The following is a 16,893-nucleotide window of genomic DNA, read 5'->3' as shown; positions in this document are numbered from 1 at the left end:
ACATCTCTTCTTGTAAGAATTCTGTAGTTTTTCGTTCATTTTTAATTAATTGTATATCAAATGTATATGTAAATATGTAGTAGTTTATTTTTATTTATGGGGCAAAAAACAAAATTAATAGCTTCAGTTATTAAACGAAGCATGTAAGAATCGTTAATTTTGGCACTTGAATTGTGTAGTTGACTTTAAAAATATCAATCCCTATTCTTTTATCTAAAACTTAGAATTAAATCATGTTAAAAAAATTTACACTCGTAGCTCTCGCAGCATGTACAGCATTTTCTGCATTTTCACAAAAACCAGACTGGGAAAAAGTTGATGCGTCATACACAAGATTGCCTTTAAAGCCAGTTAGTCCAATGGCTAAAAAATACAGCATTGAAATAGTGATGGATGCGGATGGCACAAACAAAGCTAAATTAGCTGATAGAGAAGCATTAATAAATAGCATAACTACAACAAATGCTCTTTTGGTTAAACAAGGAAAACAACCACAACCATATCCTGAAGACAACAGCTATTATCCTGTTGACCGTACAGCTGCATCTGTAAAATCAGCTGTAAAAATAGATGGTTGTCAGGAAGTAAGCGCTGCACCGGAATTTTCTGTTAAATTAAAATTTTCAGGATTTGAATTTGCAGGTACAACATTGAAAGAAGGATCTTCTCTTGTTAATGGTGTTTCAACAAAAAACTATTCTTATGAAGTTTCTTATACTTATAAAATTTCTTTTGAAGTTTTAAACGCTTCAGGAGAACTATTAAGAGATGAAATTTTGGGTGGAACAGATAAAGCATTTGTAGGAACAAAAACGAAGACATTCAGTACTGCTTATGAATTGGAATACTGGTGGAATTCAGAGGCTTCAAAACCAGCTAAAGTTGCTTATGATAACGACGGTTTTAAAAGAGCTATCGCAGCTGCTAACAATCAATTGAACAGTGACCTTGGATATACTGTTATTACAAAAACATTGAATGTAGCTACAATGAAAGACGGAGCTGTATATGCTGATATTATTACAGCATTTGCAGATGCATCTATGGGATATAATTATTTATCTTCAGATAAAAAGAAAGCAGATGATTATTTATTGAAATGTGTTGCAGTTTGGGAAAAGGCGGCAAAAGAATATAATCCGGCTGCAAAAAAACAACGTATTTCAGACGATGTAGCAGGTGCTTTGTATGCGAACTTAGCTGTTGCATATTGCTTCTTGGAAGATTGGGCTCAGTGCAATCACAATCTTGTTAAGTTAAAAGCAATGGATAAAGGCGGCAAGTTGACACACAAACTTGAAGAGGCTGATGCATTCAAGGCTGATTACGAAGCAAGAATTAAGGCGAATAAAGTAAACTAATTTATTTTAGTTGAAAGCATAAAAAAGGTCCTCGCTATTAACGAGGACCTTTTTTATGCTTTGATTTTTTTAGAATACCACATACAAATTTCTGTTACCGGACATACATCGCATTTAGGTGTTCGCGCCAGACAGGTATAGCGGCCGTGCAATATTAGCCAGTGATGCGCTTTGTGTACTTGCTCTGTTGGAATGTATTTCATCAACTGTTTTTCTACAGCCAATGGTGTTGTAGCAGTTTGCGGCACCAATCCAATTCTTCTGGAAACTCTGAATACATGTGTATCAACAGCCATCGTTGGTTGTTGCCAGATAACGCTTGCTATCACATTTGCCGTTTTTCTTCCAACACCGGGTAGTGTAACCAGTTCTTCAATTGTACTCGGAACTTCGCCATTAAAATTTTTGATCAGCAACTGAGCCATCCCAACAAGATGTTTTGCTTTGTTGTTGGGATATGAAATGCTTCGGATATAACCAAACACTTCATCTGAAGTTGATTGCGCTAAAGAATATGGATCGGGAAAACGTTTGAAAAGAGCAGGCGTGGTGAGGTTTACACGCTTGTCTGTGCATTGCGCACTTAAGCTCACCGCAACCAGGAGCTCGTATGGGTTTGAGTATACGAGCTCCGTTTCTGGTTCGGGTGAATGGGTTGAGAAATAATTCAGAAATTTTTCAAATCGTTCTTTACGTAGCATATCAGTAATTTACTGTTGCAAAGAAAGCGATTTTGAATAAGTTAAAATACGGTTGATGACATTTTCTGAAGGCTCCAGCTTAGACTTTGAAATCAACACTTTCGTTTTTGTATAATTGAAATACATTTCCTGAAAGTCTGCATCAATAAGCATCAACTCATTAAACTGAGAACGCTCTTCAGTACTTACTTCATCATAAACAAATCGAACAACATCATTTTGGGTAAACGTTTTTATCATACACAATCGTCTTTGGTTGCTTTGTCAGCTCCTTGCGAAGATTGATCAATGCATAACGCATTCTGCCAAGCGCGGTATTAATACTAACTCCGGTGGCATCAGCAATTTCCTGAAAACTCATGTCTGAAAAATGTCTCATCAACACTACTTCACGTTGACTTTCAGGTAATTTCTGAATCAATGAACGAATCAAACTTTCATTCTCGTTTTTAATCTGAATGGATTCAGAAGAATCTTCAGAAAAACTGAGCGTATTGAAAATATTCATTCCTTCATCCATAACGATGGTAGGATACCTTTTAGTACGTCTGAAATAGTCAATTGCTAAATTATGTGCGATGCGGGCTACCCAGGGTAAAAATTTGCCCTCTTCGTTGTATTGACCGTTTTTCATCTTGTGGATGACTTTGATAAATACGTCCTGTAAAAGATCTTCTGCTATGTAGCGATCTTTTACAATTAAATAGATAGTTGAGTAAACCTTAGATTTGTGCCTTTTTATGAGTTCTGCAAAAGCCTCTTCGTTACCATGTATGTATTGTGAAACCAATGTGGAATCGCAAACAGCTGACATTTTCATATCCGTACAAGTTTAGTTAACGTAGAGGTCTATCTCATAGGGTAGTGTTTAGTGGTTAAACGTTAGGCACGTGTTAAATGAATTTAAATATAGAAGCAAATGTTCATATTTGCAAGAATATATACCCATTACAACGAGAAAGTAACTGCAAGGTTATAATAATTTAATATTTATCAGATGAAAATGAATACAGAGATCTTTCTTTTGCTGGCTTTGGCCGGTATTGCAGTGGCATTTCAGACAGGCGTAAATGGTGCATTAGGGAGGCAAATAGGTACAATAGAAGCATCTTTCACCTCTTTTGCGGTAGGTACCATTTTTATTTTTATAGCCATGATGGTGTTTGGGAAAGGAAATATCTTTTTAATTAAAAATGTTCCCTGGTGGCAATTAACCGGAGGAATTTTAGGTGCAGTATATGTTATGACGAGTGTATTAATGGTTCCCAGAATCGGAATCGGCGGTGTGCTGATGCTGTTGATCATTGCGCAGCTATCAACCAGTGCGGTGATCGATCACTTTGGAATATTTACCGGAACTCCTATACCTATTAACTGGAAAAAAATTCTGGCATTGGGAATGATGTTTTCAGCGTTGTGGCTGTTTTATAAGAAATAGTTTCCAGTTACTAGGTACTAGTTCCTAGACAAAAAGAAGCGGTCGTGCTTAGTAAATTTCTCGTCTAGTTACTAGCAACTAGTACCTAGTAACTCAATCTAACAACTACTTTTTAAATTGAATAAAAAAACGGAACTTTAAAGAATGCGGTGCGCAAGCATCAATACCAGTAAAGTATAGTATATGAAAGGAACGGCTGTGGCGAAAAAAGAATATGCGCTCGATTTAGAATCGTTGGATCCCAAAAAATTTATCATCATAAAAGGTGCGCGCGTTCACAATCTGAAAAACATTGACGTCGCAATTCCCCGAAATAAATTAGTTGTTATTACAGGTCTTTCCGGATCTGGAAAATCTTCGTTGGCTTTTGATACACTTTTTGCAGAAGGCCAACGCATGTATGTAGAAAGCTTGAGCTCCTACGCCCGCCAGTTCTTAGGCAGAATGGAGAAGCCGGAAGTAGATTACATAAAAGGTATTTCTCCGGCAATTGCAATTGAACAAAAAGTAAATTCACGCAATCCGCGCTCAACAGTTGGAACGACAACAGAAATATACGATTACTTAAAATTATTATTTTCCCGTGTAGGCCACACCATCTCTCCGGTGAGCGGCAACGAAGTAAAAAAGAATACCGTTACAGATGTTGTTGATTGGGTGTTCACACACGATGAAGGCACACGTTTCATGGTGCTCGCACCATTTAAAATAAAGCACGATCGCAAACCGCACGAAGAACTTCAGATTCTGTTACAAAAAGGGTTTACCCGTTTGTATCTGGATGGCGAAGTGGTAATGATGGAAGAGCTTATCGAAAAAGGCGCGAAAGCCATTCCAGCGAAAGCAGATGCCTGGATCTTAATTGACCGAAACAGTGTAAATAAAACTGAGGAAGATGCTCCGTATCGGGTATCAGATTCTGTACAGACAGCCTTTGCTGAGGGAGAAGGGGATTGCAGAATTGTTATACCTGAAAAAATCACACAGGATTTCTGCGACCGCTTTGAAGCAGACGGAATTGTATTTGAAGAACCTTCCGCAAACTTCTTCAGCTTTAATAATCCGTTTGGAGCATGTCGCACCTGCGATGGCTTCGGACATGTATTGGGTATTGATGAAGATCTTGTAATACCGGACAAGTCTTTGTCTGTGTATGAAGGTGCAATTGCCTGCTGGCGTGGAGAGAAAATGAGCGATTGGCAAAAACCATTAATTAAAAACGGAATCAAATTCGATTTTCCGATACACAGAGCCATACAGGATCTATCACCTGAAGAACGACAATTGCTTTGGGATGGCAATAAATATTTTGAAGGCTTAACCGCATTCTTTGCTTATCTCGAAACACAAACGTATAAGATACAATACAGAGTAATGCTTTCCCGCTTTAGAGGAAGAACAGTTTGTCCGGATTGCAGAGGCACACGTTTGCGTAAAGACGCATCGTTTGTAAAAGTTGCAAAAAAATCCATTACAGATATTGTATTGATGCCGGTTGATGAAGCGTTGATTTTTTTCTCCGCATTAACATTGCATAAGAACGAAGCAAAAATTGCAGAACGTTTATTAAAAGAAATTACAAACCGACTTTCGTATTTAGAAAAAGTTGGTTTGGGATATTTAACATTGAATCGATTAACCGCGTCGCTTTCGGGCGGTGAGTTTCAACGTATAAAATTAGCTACATCATTAGGTAGTGCGCTGGTAGGATCCATGTATGTATTGGATGAACCAAGTATTGGTTTGCATCCGCGTGATACAGGGAAACTGGTTGAGGTACTCAAGATGCTGCGCGATATGGGCAACACCGTAATTGTTGTGGAGCATGAAGAAGAAGTAATGCGTGCTGCGGATCAGATCATTGATATTGGTCCGGATGCTGGCATACATGGCGGGCATTTAATGTTCCAGGGTGTGATCGACGATATGTTAGCGCACAGCGGTTCGTATACGACCGATTATTTAACTGGCCGTACATCGATTGAAGTACCGAAGCAGCGCAGAAAGTGGAATTCCTTTATTGAAATAAAAGGAGCGAGGGAAAACAATCTTAAAAATATTGATGTGAAATTCCCACTGCACACATTCACTGTTGTAACAGGCGTGAGTGGTTCAGGAAAGTCAACGTTGGTGAAGAAAATTTTATTTCCATCACTTCAGAAATTATTCGGCTTCTCAGGTGAATTTACGGGCAAGTTCGACCGCATGGATGGCGACATACGCGAGGTGACACAAATTGAATTTGTAGATCAGAATCCGATTGGTAAATCATCGCGTTCGAATCCGGTGACGTATGTGAAAGCATACGACCTGATCCGGAATTTATATGCCGAACAGGGATTGGCAAAATCACGTGCATATAAGCCGGGTCATTTCTCGTTTAACGTGGAAGGCGGAAGATGTGAGATGTGTCAGGGCGAAGGTATTGTAACGGTTGAAATGCAATTCATGGCAGACGTACATTTGATCTGCGAGGCATGTAATGGCAAGCGCTTCAAACAGGAAATTTTAGAAGTGAAATACAACGATAAAAGTATTTCAGATATATTGGACATGACGATTGAAGAAAGTTTGACCTTCTTCAAAGACAAACCAAAATTGATTGAAAAGCTGCAGCCTTTATCTGATGTAGGTTTGGGATATATTAAACTTGGACAATCTTCCAGCTCATTATCGGGTGGTGAAGCACAGCGTGTGAAACTTGCATCGTTCTTAGGAAAATCTCCGGAAGATAATAATGAACATATTTTATTTTTATTTGATGAACCGACAACCGGTTTGCATTTTCACGACATCCGTAAACTGTTAGATTCAATACAAGCATTGGTGAACAAAGGCAATTCTGTGATTGTAATTGAACACAACATGGAAATGATCAAGTGTGCGGATTGGATTATTGATATCGGTCCGGAAGGCGGCAACGGCGGCGGTGAAGTAATCTTCGAAGGAACTCCGGAGCAAATGCTGACATGTACAAAAGGGCATACAGCGAAGTATTTGAAAGAGAAGTTGAAGTAGTACTAATAAAGCAAAAAGCACCTACGAGGTTTTAAAAACCTCGTAGGTGTAAGGTCTACTGCTTCACGATTTTTTTACTATACACCTGGCTTTCATTTTCAATAGATAAAAAATAAATACCAGCAGTAAGTGCTGGCAAATTTGAAAGATCTATTTTTTGATCAGAAGAAGAAATAACCATTTTAGAAGTATATACTTCAACACCCAATGCAGACGTGATTCGTACAGTCCAGTTGCCTTGAATTAGATCTATTGCATTAAGAGAAATCGTATTATCAAACGGATTGGGCGCAACGATTAAATTTGCACTTGATGCATGCAGGGATTTTGTATCAAGAATTGTTTCTATACCATCACAATTATCATCTGTATTGAATTGTTTGATGTATTTTATATTTTCATAGTATATATAATCATAATCGAAACCACCACCACGAGTATATTTTTTAAGTCCCAGGCCTATTTCAAAAGTGAAGTACTGATCATACTCAAATGGATGATGAGTTCCGATCGACATTCCTTCAATGTTAGCAGCAAATACAAAATACGTCTTATTCGTAGGAAAAGATAGTATATCAATATGTGGAAAGTTTCCGAGCACAGACCAATCTGTAACAACCATTTTACAATATGTTTTGGTAGCAGAATAAATTCCTGAGTTCACAGCATCAACATGACATTGACTGAATAAATAAGTTACAGTATCGTTATTCAAAGAAACAGTTTTTGAAATAACTTTATATATATCAACTCCTATTCTGCCCGGATAGCCAATAGCTACACGATAATCGGGAGTGTATTCCAATATATCTCCTAATTCGTAATTAAAATATTCAAAATAATTAATTTTGTTTTCGCCAAGTTTAGAATTAAAAATATACGTTAGATTGAAATGGCTGTGAGGGTTATAAGAATTGTCTGAAAAAGGGAATGAATAAATAAGACCGAAATTTTCAGAAAGTTTAATAGAATCTTTAAAGCCGGAGGCATTTTCAACAATATAGGTTTGCACCAAGTCTGTATGGTTTGTTAAAACTGTTTCAGGGTTGTAATGATCGTATGTTACAGTATATAATACATTATTAAGTTTGAATGTCCATTGTGAACCAAGTGCAAGTTGAGTCTTAACAAGAACCGTATCGGTTTTAATTATAAAAAGATAATCGCCATTCGGTTTTTTAACCATTGAGTCCCCCCAAAAATTACTCATATAGCCCGCATCAAGCTTATTGAAATGAAAAACCGAATCTGATCCAACTAAAACTGCACTGTCAACTTCAATACAGTGGATCAATCCGGATTGAATAAAATTTTGAAAATAGCCGGTATACGAAAACTGATATTTATATTTATTTTTAAATGGTTGAAAATTCTGAGCCCTTACAGAAGGTGCAAGTGTACAAAAAAATAAAAGCGAAGCAATTACGAAAAATCTCATAGCTATATCGGTTAGTATAAGTAAGATATGTAAAATATTGGATTTAAAGAAATTTTAGTTCAGGCTTACTTTATCCAATGTTGCCAAACCAGCTTCCCCACCTGCATTACCGCAAGACCAATAAAAATAAAGCCTACAATTTTATTCAGCACCTTTTCAGTAAACAGTTTTGGCGTGTTTCCATAGAACCATTTTTTGCAGTAGTAGGCATAAATAAAAAGCATTACTAAACTGCCTGCGCAGACACCAACAACAAAGCCTGTCATATACAGCCATTCTTCTTTCATCCAGCCGATGCTTATGAAATAGGTGCTGTAACCCAACCAGAAAGTAATTTGAGTAAAATTAATTACACCAATAAATAAACCCTGTACAAAATCATTCGAGCCTTTCGGTGCTTGCTCATTGGCTGTAGGTTCAACATGTTTCTTCGTTAAAAAAAGATAGGCCAGTAATATAAAAATAGGTACAGCAATAAGTTCTATGAGATCACTGATGTCTTTATTCGCTAAGAAATAACGGGAAAAAATAACGGCAAAGAAACAATAGAAGAATTCAACAAGCACGGCACCACAGGAAAAAGCCATCGCTTTGCGCAAGCCTGTTGAGGTAGCACGTTTGATTGCTAAGAGATTAAAGGTTGAAGGCGGTATGGTACCAACAAAACTGATAATGAATCCGAGGAAAAAGTGGCTTGTAATTTGAAACATGCGTTAAAATAACGCAAAAAATAATTAATAGCTTTGTTTAACTATATGACTTAATAGAATGATAATGATTTATTGATTTGCTGTTAAATACCGATGCCTTCGCTTTAAGCGAAGGCATCGGTGTAGACATTAAAAGATTTGCTATCCAATTTTTATGATCCCCCACTTGCCTTTGTATTGCACCCATGCTTCACCATTTGTAATTGGTCTTAACGCATCGAATGCAAAAGGTAGAACAACCTCTTCCTTACTATTTATATATCCAACATGCTTTTCTTTTCGCAGAATAAATAGATCGTTTCCGGCATACGTTAAACCGGGGAATTTACATTCTAAAATTGTATTGCCAAATTGGTCTAAAGCACCGTAGGTTTTGAACACATTTTCACGAGCCCAAAGTTTGTCTTTATCCTCAAAGTGATTTTTAAAGTTTTCCTTACTTACAATAAAAACGTTATCCGAATCCGAACTACCTCTAATCTCTGAATAGTCAAATGGAATGATTGTATCCCCGTTGACATCAACACCTCCTTCAAATCCATCTTTAGACACTATAAATAATCCATTCTGCATTCCGCTGTATGAACTGTAATAATCTTTACTTACTACCTCGAAATTTCTATTAATAAACATGAATCCACCTTTTTCATTGTCTCTGTAATTAACCATGGCATATCCGTTTTTAAATGGACCTGCGCTAAGCCAATGTTCGCGTAAAACAAAAACCGTTGCCCCATTTGTATCTATATACTCCCTTACATAATCTTCTCTTTCTACTACAGCTAAGCCTTCAGAAAAAGAATTAACACTACGATATTTGAAATCAACTACCGTTTTTCCTTCTTCATCGATAAATCCATGTGCTGAATTATTTCCATCAGTAATAACGCCGATTCCTAAGGAGCCTTCAGTAAATTCTCTTTGATTCGTAAATATTTTTTTAACTTGTTTTCCTTGTTTGTTAATTAGAACACTTCCGTCATTATAGGTCTGGAAAAGATATAAAGGATAAAGTTCATTAACAGTATGTGCTTTTGTAGAAAATATAATTCCTCCGTTAGCATTGACAAGATTGTATACATCTCCATCTCTAGTAATGTAAGGTTCATCTTCTCTAATCGGAATAATGCTGATTGCAGGCATAATCTGTTCACCTTCATTATTAATCAGTCCATATTTTTTCAAAGATCGATCATAAATCATTAACAAATCACTATTATCTAATACACTTAGAATACAATTGCCAATGTCTAGCAATGGTTTTCTGGTCCATTGATAATCATCTATATTAATGGATGGTTCATTTACTTCTACAACATTAACAGAAGGTATATTTTCTTTCACTACTTCATTAGGCTTTATAAATTCCTTCCATTCTTTCTGCGTATACCAATTAACCAAATCAATAGATGTATCTGCACTCAAAAACTGATTACCGTCTTCTAAAGCATCTTCATCCAATGTGTATTTGTCATTTAACAGATCATTCGCAAATTTTTCTACAAACTCCGATACAGACTTAGCTATTACAAAAGCAACGCCATACTCATCATCTACTAATATAACCTGACCATAGATTCCTGTAGTATTCGGTGCTAAATCCAAACGAATGCTGACATGTGAACCATCAAATGCAATGCATAACCAATCCGGATTATTAATGTTTTGAGGATTTATTTCAAGAGAGCATTTCTTTAAAGGATAAATAAATGTTCTTGATTTATGATCGCTGATGATGCCCTCAATAGAATAAAACAGCATACCATAAAATAGAGAACCGCAATTTGCTTCTTCATTAAGTCCATCGTGCAATGCGTACAGCTCTTTAAAGTCGGTCGGCAATTCTTTATTTATAACAGATTCCAATTCTTCAATTGTTTCTTTCTCCGCGCCAGCGTTCAAAGACTCATTGAGAATCTTATCCGCGTTCTTTTCTAACCATCCATGAATCTTTTTGAAATTATCCGTTACTGTATTCATCTTTCGAAGTATTATAGTTTATTTTTATTGTAAGTATTTCTATCGTCTCATCCTATTCATAGAGTTAGCGTAGCACTCTATGAATAGAGTGGTAGTTTTTCTAGCGCCAGAGTTGCTATAGAATACCGATGCCTTCGCTTGAAGCAAAGGCATCGGTTAATTAGAATGTATAAATGTTTTTACCAGCTACCGCCTGAACCCCCGCCGCCAAAACTGCCGCCGCCGAATCCACCGAAGCCACCACCGGAACTACCGCCGCCAAATCCGCCGCCGCTGCTTCTGTAGCCGCCAAATCCTCCACCGATCATTGGTCCGAACAAACCGCCGCCTCTTGAACTGCCACCGTTGTTGCCTTGATTCTTGCGGTTAATAAAACCCATAACAATGATTACAATCAGGATGAATAAAAAAACATACAACGGATTAATCCCCTTCTGAACTTTAGGATCTGCTGTGTATTCATTTGCAGAGTAACGTATGATTGCGTCAATTGTAAAACTAATGCCGTTAAAATAATTGCTGCGTTTGAATTGTGGAACAAGATCCGCATCTATGATACGTTTGCAACGCATATCCGGCAATACACCTTCCATGCCGTAGCCCGTTGCAATGAATGCTTGTCTGTTTTCTTTTGAAATTAAGATCAGTACGCCGTTGTTTTTTGCTTTCTTTCCAATTCCCCACAATTCTCCCAGTTGAAAAGCATAATCCGAAATATCGTAATTCCCCAGATTACTAATGATAACAACTGAAATTTCTATGGAAGTAGAATCATTGAACCGATCAACCTTTTGTTCGAGCTCTGCTACTTCAGCAGGAGATAGCATGCCGGCAAAATCATTGATCAGCCTTGGCGGATTGGGCTTTGCAGGGAAATCGCTTGGTGAAGCAACGCTAGCAAGGCAGAAAAGTGAGAACAATAAAGCAATTAATCTACCTTTCATTTAATTTTTATTAAAAGAAATATCATTCGATAATTCATTGACATCATTTTTAGAATAGGGGAAGTGCTCGCTTAATTTTAAGCCCGCTTTTTCAATTCCTTCACACAATCCTTTTGCGTATAAACCATTCTTAAAATGAGTTAATACAGTTTCTTTGATCGAATCCCAAAAGCCTGCAGGCACTTTGGTATTGATGCCTGCATCACCTAGTATCGCGAATTTTCTGTCTTTCACAGAGAGATAGAAAAGCACACCATTGCGAAGCTCTGTTTTATGCATTGAAAGTTCTTTGAACACATCTGCTGCACGATCAAGCACATCGTACTTACATACATTTTCAACATGCAAACGAATCTCGCCGGACGTGGCTTTTTCAGCTTCATGTATTGAAACGTGAAGTGCAGAAAGTTCTTCGGTTGTAAAAAAAGATTGAGGCGTCATTAGAATTTTACCTCAGGAGCTTTTTCTGAACCTGCTTCAGATTTGAAATATCCTTTTTTCTCAAAACCCCAAGAGCTTGAGAACATATTATTCGGGAATGTGCGAATAGAAGTGTTGTATGTTTGTACAGCATCGTTGAAGTTTTTTCTTGCAACGGCGATTCTGTTTTCTGTACCTGCCAATTCAGCACGTAAGTCAGCAAATCCTTGATTGGCTTTCAGATCCGGATAGTTTTCTGTGATCGACATCAACTTGCTTAACGCAGAAGTTAACTGGCCTTGTGCAGCCTGATATTTTTCAATATTTGCTTCTGTTAATTGAGACGCATCCACTTTAACCTGTGTCGCAGCAGCACGCGCTTCAACAACTTTTGTCAATGTTTCCTGCTCGTATTTGGCGTAACCTTTAACCGTTTCAACAAGATTTCCGATCAAGTCATTTCTGCGTTGATATTGAACATCTACCTGAGACCAGGCACCGTCAACAGCTTCTTGTTGTGCAACCATGGTATTGTAACCGCAAGAACTGAATAGCATAGAAGTTAAAACAACAAACAAAGGAAGTAAGAACAGACGTTTCATTATGGTATGATTTTGTTTTGAGTATATAATAGATAGACGGGCCAACTTGATTTATATTGTGCCTATTTTAAAATTACAGGTTATGAATGTAAAAACATAACATTAAGAGAGGTATTTAAAAAGTAAAACAGTAGGGTAATATTGCGAAGAAGAAAGGATACAGATATTCATGAAGTCTAGTCCCGTTAGGGACGAAATGTCTGTAGCAAAAATAACCACAAATAAATTGTGCGCGAGTCCCATGGGGACGGCATATATAAAATAGATAGTGGTCGCTCCTATACGGAGCTCCGTACGTTTAATATGTTGTGTGATGTAGTTTTCTACAGATATGTAATCCCTAAAGGGATTATGTAATACCAAAAGCAGTTCCTTATTCAGTTCGAACAGAAACACCATCGACTGCGAAGGATTTCAGGAATGCTTGTTAAACATCATTCGTCCGACCATTTTTTGTGGTCAGACGAATTGCAAATATTTTCACATCAGGTTTTATTGAAACTCATAAGCACCCGCATCCGGAGTTGCATCGCGGGGAGCTCCGACAATATCATCGGGAACGCCTTCGGGAACACACAAGTTGATTGCAGGGGAAGTTGCTGTGAGACTGAAATTAAACTGAGAAGGACTTTTAAAAAGAGGATTTGAATTCAAAATATTTGATGAAGTACCTGTGAACGTTGATCGCCAGATAGAAGATTGTAAAAACAACTGTGTAGAATTGTAAGACGAAACTTCATCTATTTTATCACCCCAAACAATGGAATTGAATACATACATTTTTAGTATTTGTACGGTGCTGCCTAATAGCATATTCGGTTCTTCTCTGAAAAAGCCTGAAGAATAATTTGCAAAGGTGCAGTGCTTCCATACACCATAGCCCGCTGTGTGTTTGAGCAATGCCATTGGACAGTGGCTCATCACAACATTGCTTGCATTCAAATCCGTTTCTGCTGCATTGATCATTCCTTTGCTTGTATGCAATAAATATACGTGATCTAAAGTCAGTTCAGGAATTGTATCTGTATCAACAACAGGCATTAATGTAATTGCAGTTGACGCATTTCGGATGGTTGTCCAGGAGATAGAATTTCCGCTGCTTGTAGACTGAAAAATAATTCCGCCCCATTGCCCCAGATCATCCTTTGCAGATGCATCTAATTTGTCTGATGCAATCAATACAGAATCAAGTGACGTACCTTCAATAGTTAGTTTGCCTTTGACATTGATAGCAGCTGCGTTGTGCAGATATATTTTACAACCTGCTTCAATTTTCAATTCACAACCTGCATTTATATTAATGGTATCATAAATTACATAAGGTTTGTCGTTGGTCCAGAGGGTATTGCACGGAACGGTTTCTTTCACATAGAAATGTGCATCTTGTCCGTACGTTTCAAGCTGTACTTTTTGTTTGTTCGAATTGGTATTGAATAAAATAGAATCGCTTACCAGGAAAGGAAGATTCTGATTGGATGGATCCATCAAAACTTTAATCAATACATAAATACTATCGTTTCCAAGAATATCTATATCCGAAAGCGATGGACCGCTGCGGCCATTGACAATAATGCTGTAGGGAGAATTACTTCCGCCGGCCAATGAAATACTCGAGACACGAATCCTGTTTTTACTGGAATTGTGAACAATCAGCCGTTTGGTGATGCTTCCTACAGTTGTAAAAAGCGTATCAAAAAAAATAGTGTCTTCAGAAAAGCTCAAGCGATCGTTCGCACTTGTACTTAAGATCTCGTCTTTGGGTTTGCAACTGAAAAAATGCAGGAGCAATAGCAAGAAGAACCAGAAAGCTGAAGTTGTTTTCATTAAAATAGTATAAAAGAAAAGGGGCTGACAACGTCAACCCCTTTTAATATGAATTATGCACCAGCACCTTCTTTTAAACGTTCAGCATTTTCTGCTAAACGAAGCTCTTCAATAAAGCTGTCGATGTTGCCATCCATTACTCCGGGAAGATTGTGTGTAGTAAGACCAATGCGGTGATCGGTTACGCGGCTTTGAGGATAATTATATGTTCTGATCTTATCTGCACGGTCGCCGCTTCCGATCATTGAGTTACGTTCTTTACCAAGCTCGTCCTGTTGTTTTTTGTATTCAATTTCATAAATACGAGAACGAAGTACTTTCAATGCTTTCTCAAAATTCTTAACCTGAGATTTTTCGTCCTGACACTGAACAACAGTTCCCGATGGAATGTGTGTTAAACGAATCGCTGAATACGTAGTGTTTACAGACTGTCCGCCCGGTCCGGAAGAACAGAACGTATCTTTACGGATGTCGTTCATGTTTAATTGAACGTCTACTTCCTCAACTTCAGGAAGTACAGCAACAGAAGCAGCAGAAGTATGAATACGTCCTTGTGTTTCTGTTGCAGGGACACGTTGTACACGGTGAACACCCGATTCAAATTTCATCTTACCATACACATCATCACCGGCTACACTGCAGATAATTTCTTTGTAACCACCGGAAGTACCTTCAGTAGCATCGATCAGTTCCATTTTCCAGTTCATACGTTCGCAGTAGCGTTGGTACATACGGAAAATATCTCCGGCAAAAATAGAAGCTTCGTCGCCGCCGCTTCCGCCGCGTATTTCAAGAATAATGTTTTTGCTGTCGTTGGGATCTTTCGGAATTAAAAGCTCTTTTATAATGGCTTCAAATTCTTCTTTTTTTATGGCTAAACTTTCAAGTTCTTCTTTAGCCATCTCTCTGAAATCCGGATCTTTTTCTACATTCAATACTTTTTTTGAACTGTCAATATTGTCCAGAATATTTTTGTACTGAATATATACATCATTGATCTTATTAAGTTCTTTGTATTCTTTATTAAGAGATGTATAGCGTTTCATATCCGACATAATGTTTGGATCCAAAATCGCTTCGGAAACCTCATTAAATCGTTGTCTGATCGCTTCTAATTTATCAACCATAAGTATCTTTTGTAATTAATATGCAAAGATAGAAAAAGGAAGGCAGAAAAAGGAGAATATTGGCTATAAGCCTTCGGCCGGCAGGGATTTTTTGGACTCAACCACTGTTTTCAGACGATTCAGGCTTTCTTCGAACAAAGAACCTGCAATATTATTCATCATTAAAATAATGTATCTATCCGGCAAATGAAAACCTACGTCTCCATCCAGCGTGATTGTAACTTTCGAATCCGTCTCGGATTTACTTTCAATTTTAATATTTCCGTCTGTATTGAATCTGTTATTAATGAGCAATGAAAACGCAACGTGATCATCTAATTCATTATCAACGATTTTAATTTTTCCTTTACCTAATTTGTCTCCATGGTAACTTAATTCGCTGCCAATCCCTTGATTAGAGCCTGAGAACTGCTGTTCCAGGGAGTAATCTTTGTTTACGTTCAATGAAGTCCATGAACCCCATTTCTGTAAATTATTCAAATAGGGGAAAATTGCTTTGCTTGAACGTTTGATTTCAATGGATCTTTCAACATGAAAAGAAGAAGGCAAAAGCACACCTATCACCACTAACAATAAAATAATTGAGAGTAGAAATAATGTTCCTTTTTTAAAACGATTGCCAATTATTAACCGAGACATAGTATAATTTATGAAAAAACTTAACTCCATATACGCATGCAATCGCATAAGAGTTAATATTTTTTTAACTTATAGAAGTAGCTTAGCAAGAGTCCTTAGTTCAACACGGTAGGGGTTTAACCAAAACGTGAACAAGTTACATATTTTATTTAAATAATAATATTTATTGATCCGGGGCTGCAGAATCAAGTATTTATATTGAAATAATAAGGATGCATGCATAGTATTAAAATTCAAATGACTGATTCTAAAAGCCCTGTTAGTCAGAACATTTTATTTTTCTTGTTATTGAACTTAATTAATTTCAATTTTGTAATGAACCGTGTTGAATAAAAAAGCCACATATCATCTGATTATTGGAATAGCTCTTTTGCTTTTTACGCAATTAGTTATACCCAATTTACATCACCATCCTGAAAAGCAACATGCCCAAGGCATAAGTGCGTTAGTAGATGATGAATGTTTGATCTGTTCACTGAACATTGTTCCGGCAGACTTTATTTTACCAACACTTTTTTCATTTTCAGTGATTGTGGTGTTCCATACTTCTATAGAACGTGTATGGAATTCGGAAACACTTATTTTTTCAATATACAGACAAGGTAGAGCACCGCCGGTTGTGGCATTCGCTTAAACATTTCCCCCCTGAAACTTAGGGGGCATTCCGATTCTATTATTATAAATTCATTCA

Annotated in this window: 16 protein-coding genes; 4 read left to right on the top strand and 12 right to left on the bottom strand. The window is 37.3% G+C overall.

Annotated features, from left to right (window positions below; translation table 11 throughout):
* Positions 1–233: 233 nt before the first annotated feature.
* Positions 234–1,361, top strand: coding sequence for a hypothetical protein (locus A3EE_RS0101250; protein ID WP_018341604.1), 1,128 nt, complete (start codon positions 234–236; stop codon positions 1,359–1,361).
* 53 nt (positions 1,362–1,414) lie between these two features.
* On the opposite strand, the gene nth is transcribed toward A3EE_RS0101250, so the two are convergent.
* Genes nth through A3EE_RS0101235 form a run of 3 tightly spaced genes read right to left on the bottom strand, consistent with a single transcriptional unit; the run spans position 1,415 to position 2,882 of the window.
* The gene (gene nth, locus A3EE_RS0101245) at positions 1,415–2,062 is read right to left on the bottom strand and encodes an endonuclease III (protein WP_018341603.1); all 648 of its coding nucleotides are present in this window, start codon (positions 2,060–2,062) and stop codon (positions 1,415–1,417) included.
* A 9-nt stretch (positions 2,063–2,071) separates the two neighbouring features.
* A complete protein-coding gene (locus tag A3EE_RS0101240; protein WP_018341602.1) occupies positions 2,072–2,302 on the bottom strand; it encodes a hypothetical protein in 231 nt (76 codons plus the stop codon).
* Entirely contained in the window at positions 2,277–2,882 is a 606-nt protein-coding gene (locus A3EE_RS0101235) for an RNA polymerase sigma factor (RefSeq protein ID WP_026209526.1), read from the bottom strand. Before A3EE_RS0101235 ends, A3EE_RS0101240 begins: the two co-directional genes overlap by 26 nt.
* A 177-nt stretch (positions 2,883–3,059) precedes the next feature.
* Between A3EE_RS0101235 and A3EE_RS0101230 the strand changes: the two genes are divergently transcribed.
* Both A3EE_RS0101230 and uvrA read left to right on the top strand, forming a co-directional pair.
* The gene (locus A3EE_RS0101230) at positions 3,060–3,500 is read left to right on the top strand and encodes a DMT family transporter (RefSeq protein ID WP_018341600.1); all 441 of its coding nucleotides are present in this window, start codon (positions 3,060–3,062) and stop codon (positions 3,498–3,500) included.
* A gap of 183 nt (positions 3,501–3,683) precedes the next feature.
* Positions 3,684–6,518 carry an excinuclease ABC subunit UvrA gene (uvrA, locus tag A3EE_RS0101225; protein ID WP_018341599.1) on the top strand — a complete coding sequence of 945 codons (2,835 nt, stop codon included), beginning with the start codon at positions 3,684–3,686 and terminating at the stop codon, positions 6,516–6,518.
* 55 nt (positions 6,519–6,573) lie between these two features.
* Here the strand turns inward: uvrA and A3EE_RS0101220 are convergent, their stop codons facing one another.
* The 9 genes from A3EE_RS0101220 to A3EE_RS0101180 all read right to left on the bottom strand — a co-directional run bounded on the left by A3EE_RS0101220 (position 6,574) and on the right by A3EE_RS0101180 (position 16,202).
* Complete coding sequence (locus tag A3EE_RS0101220) at positions 6,574–7,956, bottom strand: T9SS type A sorting domain-containing protein (RefSeq protein WP_018341598.1); 1,383 nt, start codon at positions 7,954–7,956, stop codon at positions 6,574–6,576.
* A 65-nt stretch (positions 7,957–8,021) separates the two neighbouring features.
* Positions 8,022–8,666, bottom strand: coding sequence for a LysE family translocator (locus tag A3EE_RS0101215; RefSeq protein ID WP_018341597.1), 645 nt, complete (start codon positions 8,664–8,666; stop codon positions 8,022–8,024).
* 141 nt (positions 8,667–8,807) lie between these two features.
* The gene (locus tag A3EE_RS21105; RefSeq protein ID WP_018341596.1) at positions 8,808–10,646 is read right to left on the bottom strand and encodes a WG repeat-containing protein; all 1,839 of its coding nucleotides are present in this window, start codon (positions 10,644–10,646) and stop codon (positions 8,808–8,810) included.
* Positions 10,647–10,825: 179 nt separating this feature from the next.
* A complete protein-coding gene (locus A3EE_RS0101205; RefSeq protein ID WP_018341595.1) occupies positions 10,826–11,590 on the bottom strand; it encodes a TPM domain-containing protein in 765 nt (254 codons plus the stop codon).
* The gene (locus A3EE_RS0101200; RefSeq protein WP_018341594.1) at positions 11,591–12,031 is read right to left on the bottom strand and encodes a TPM domain-containing protein; all 441 of its coding nucleotides are present in this window, start codon (positions 12,029–12,031) and stop codon (positions 11,591–11,593) included.
* Complete coding sequence (locus tag A3EE_RS0101195) at positions 12,031–12,612, bottom strand: LemA family protein (RefSeq protein WP_018341593.1); 582 nt, start codon at positions 12,610–12,612, stop codon at positions 12,031–12,033. Before A3EE_RS0101195 ends, A3EE_RS0101200 begins: the two co-directional genes overlap by 1 nt.
* 492 nt (positions 12,613–13,104) lie before the next feature.
* Positions 13,105–14,436, bottom strand: a complete 1,332-nt coding sequence (locus A3EE_RS0101190) for a choice-of-anchor Q domain-containing protein (protein ID WP_018341592.1) — start codon at positions 14,434–14,436, stop codon at positions 13,105–13,107.
* A gap of 53 nt (positions 14,437–14,489) precedes the next feature.
* Positions 14,490–15,563, bottom strand: a complete 1,074-nt coding sequence (gene prfA / locus A3EE_RS0101185) for a peptide chain release factor 1 (protein WP_018341591.1) — start codon at positions 15,561–15,563, stop codon at positions 14,490–14,492.
* A 63-nt stretch (positions 15,564–15,626) separates the two neighbouring features.
* Positions 15,627–16,202 (bottom strand): SRPBCC family protein, encoded by a 576-nt coding sequence (locus tag A3EE_RS0101180; protein WP_018341590.1) that lies wholly within the window; start codon positions 16,200–16,202, stop codon positions 15,627–15,629.
* 322 nt (positions 16,203–16,524) lie between these two features.
* On the opposite strand from A3EE_RS0101180, the gene A3EE_RS0101175 reads away from it, so the two are divergent.
* On the top strand, positions 16,525–16,836 hold the full coding sequence (locus tag A3EE_RS0101175) for a hypothetical protein (protein ID WP_018341589.1): 312 nt from the start codon (positions 16,525–16,527) through the stop codon (positions 16,834–16,836).
* The last annotated feature ends 57 nt before the right edge of the window (positions 16,837–16,893 follow it).

The sequence above is a fragment of the Cytophaga aurantiaca DSM 3654 genome (assembly GCF_000379725.1).
Taxonomy (GTDB): Bacteria; Bacteroidota; Bacteroidia; order Cytophagales; family Cytophagaceae; genus Cytophaga; species Cytophaga aurantiaca.
Note: the sequence above shows the minus strand (reverse complement) of the source record. Positions and strands in the feature narration are given on the sequence as shown.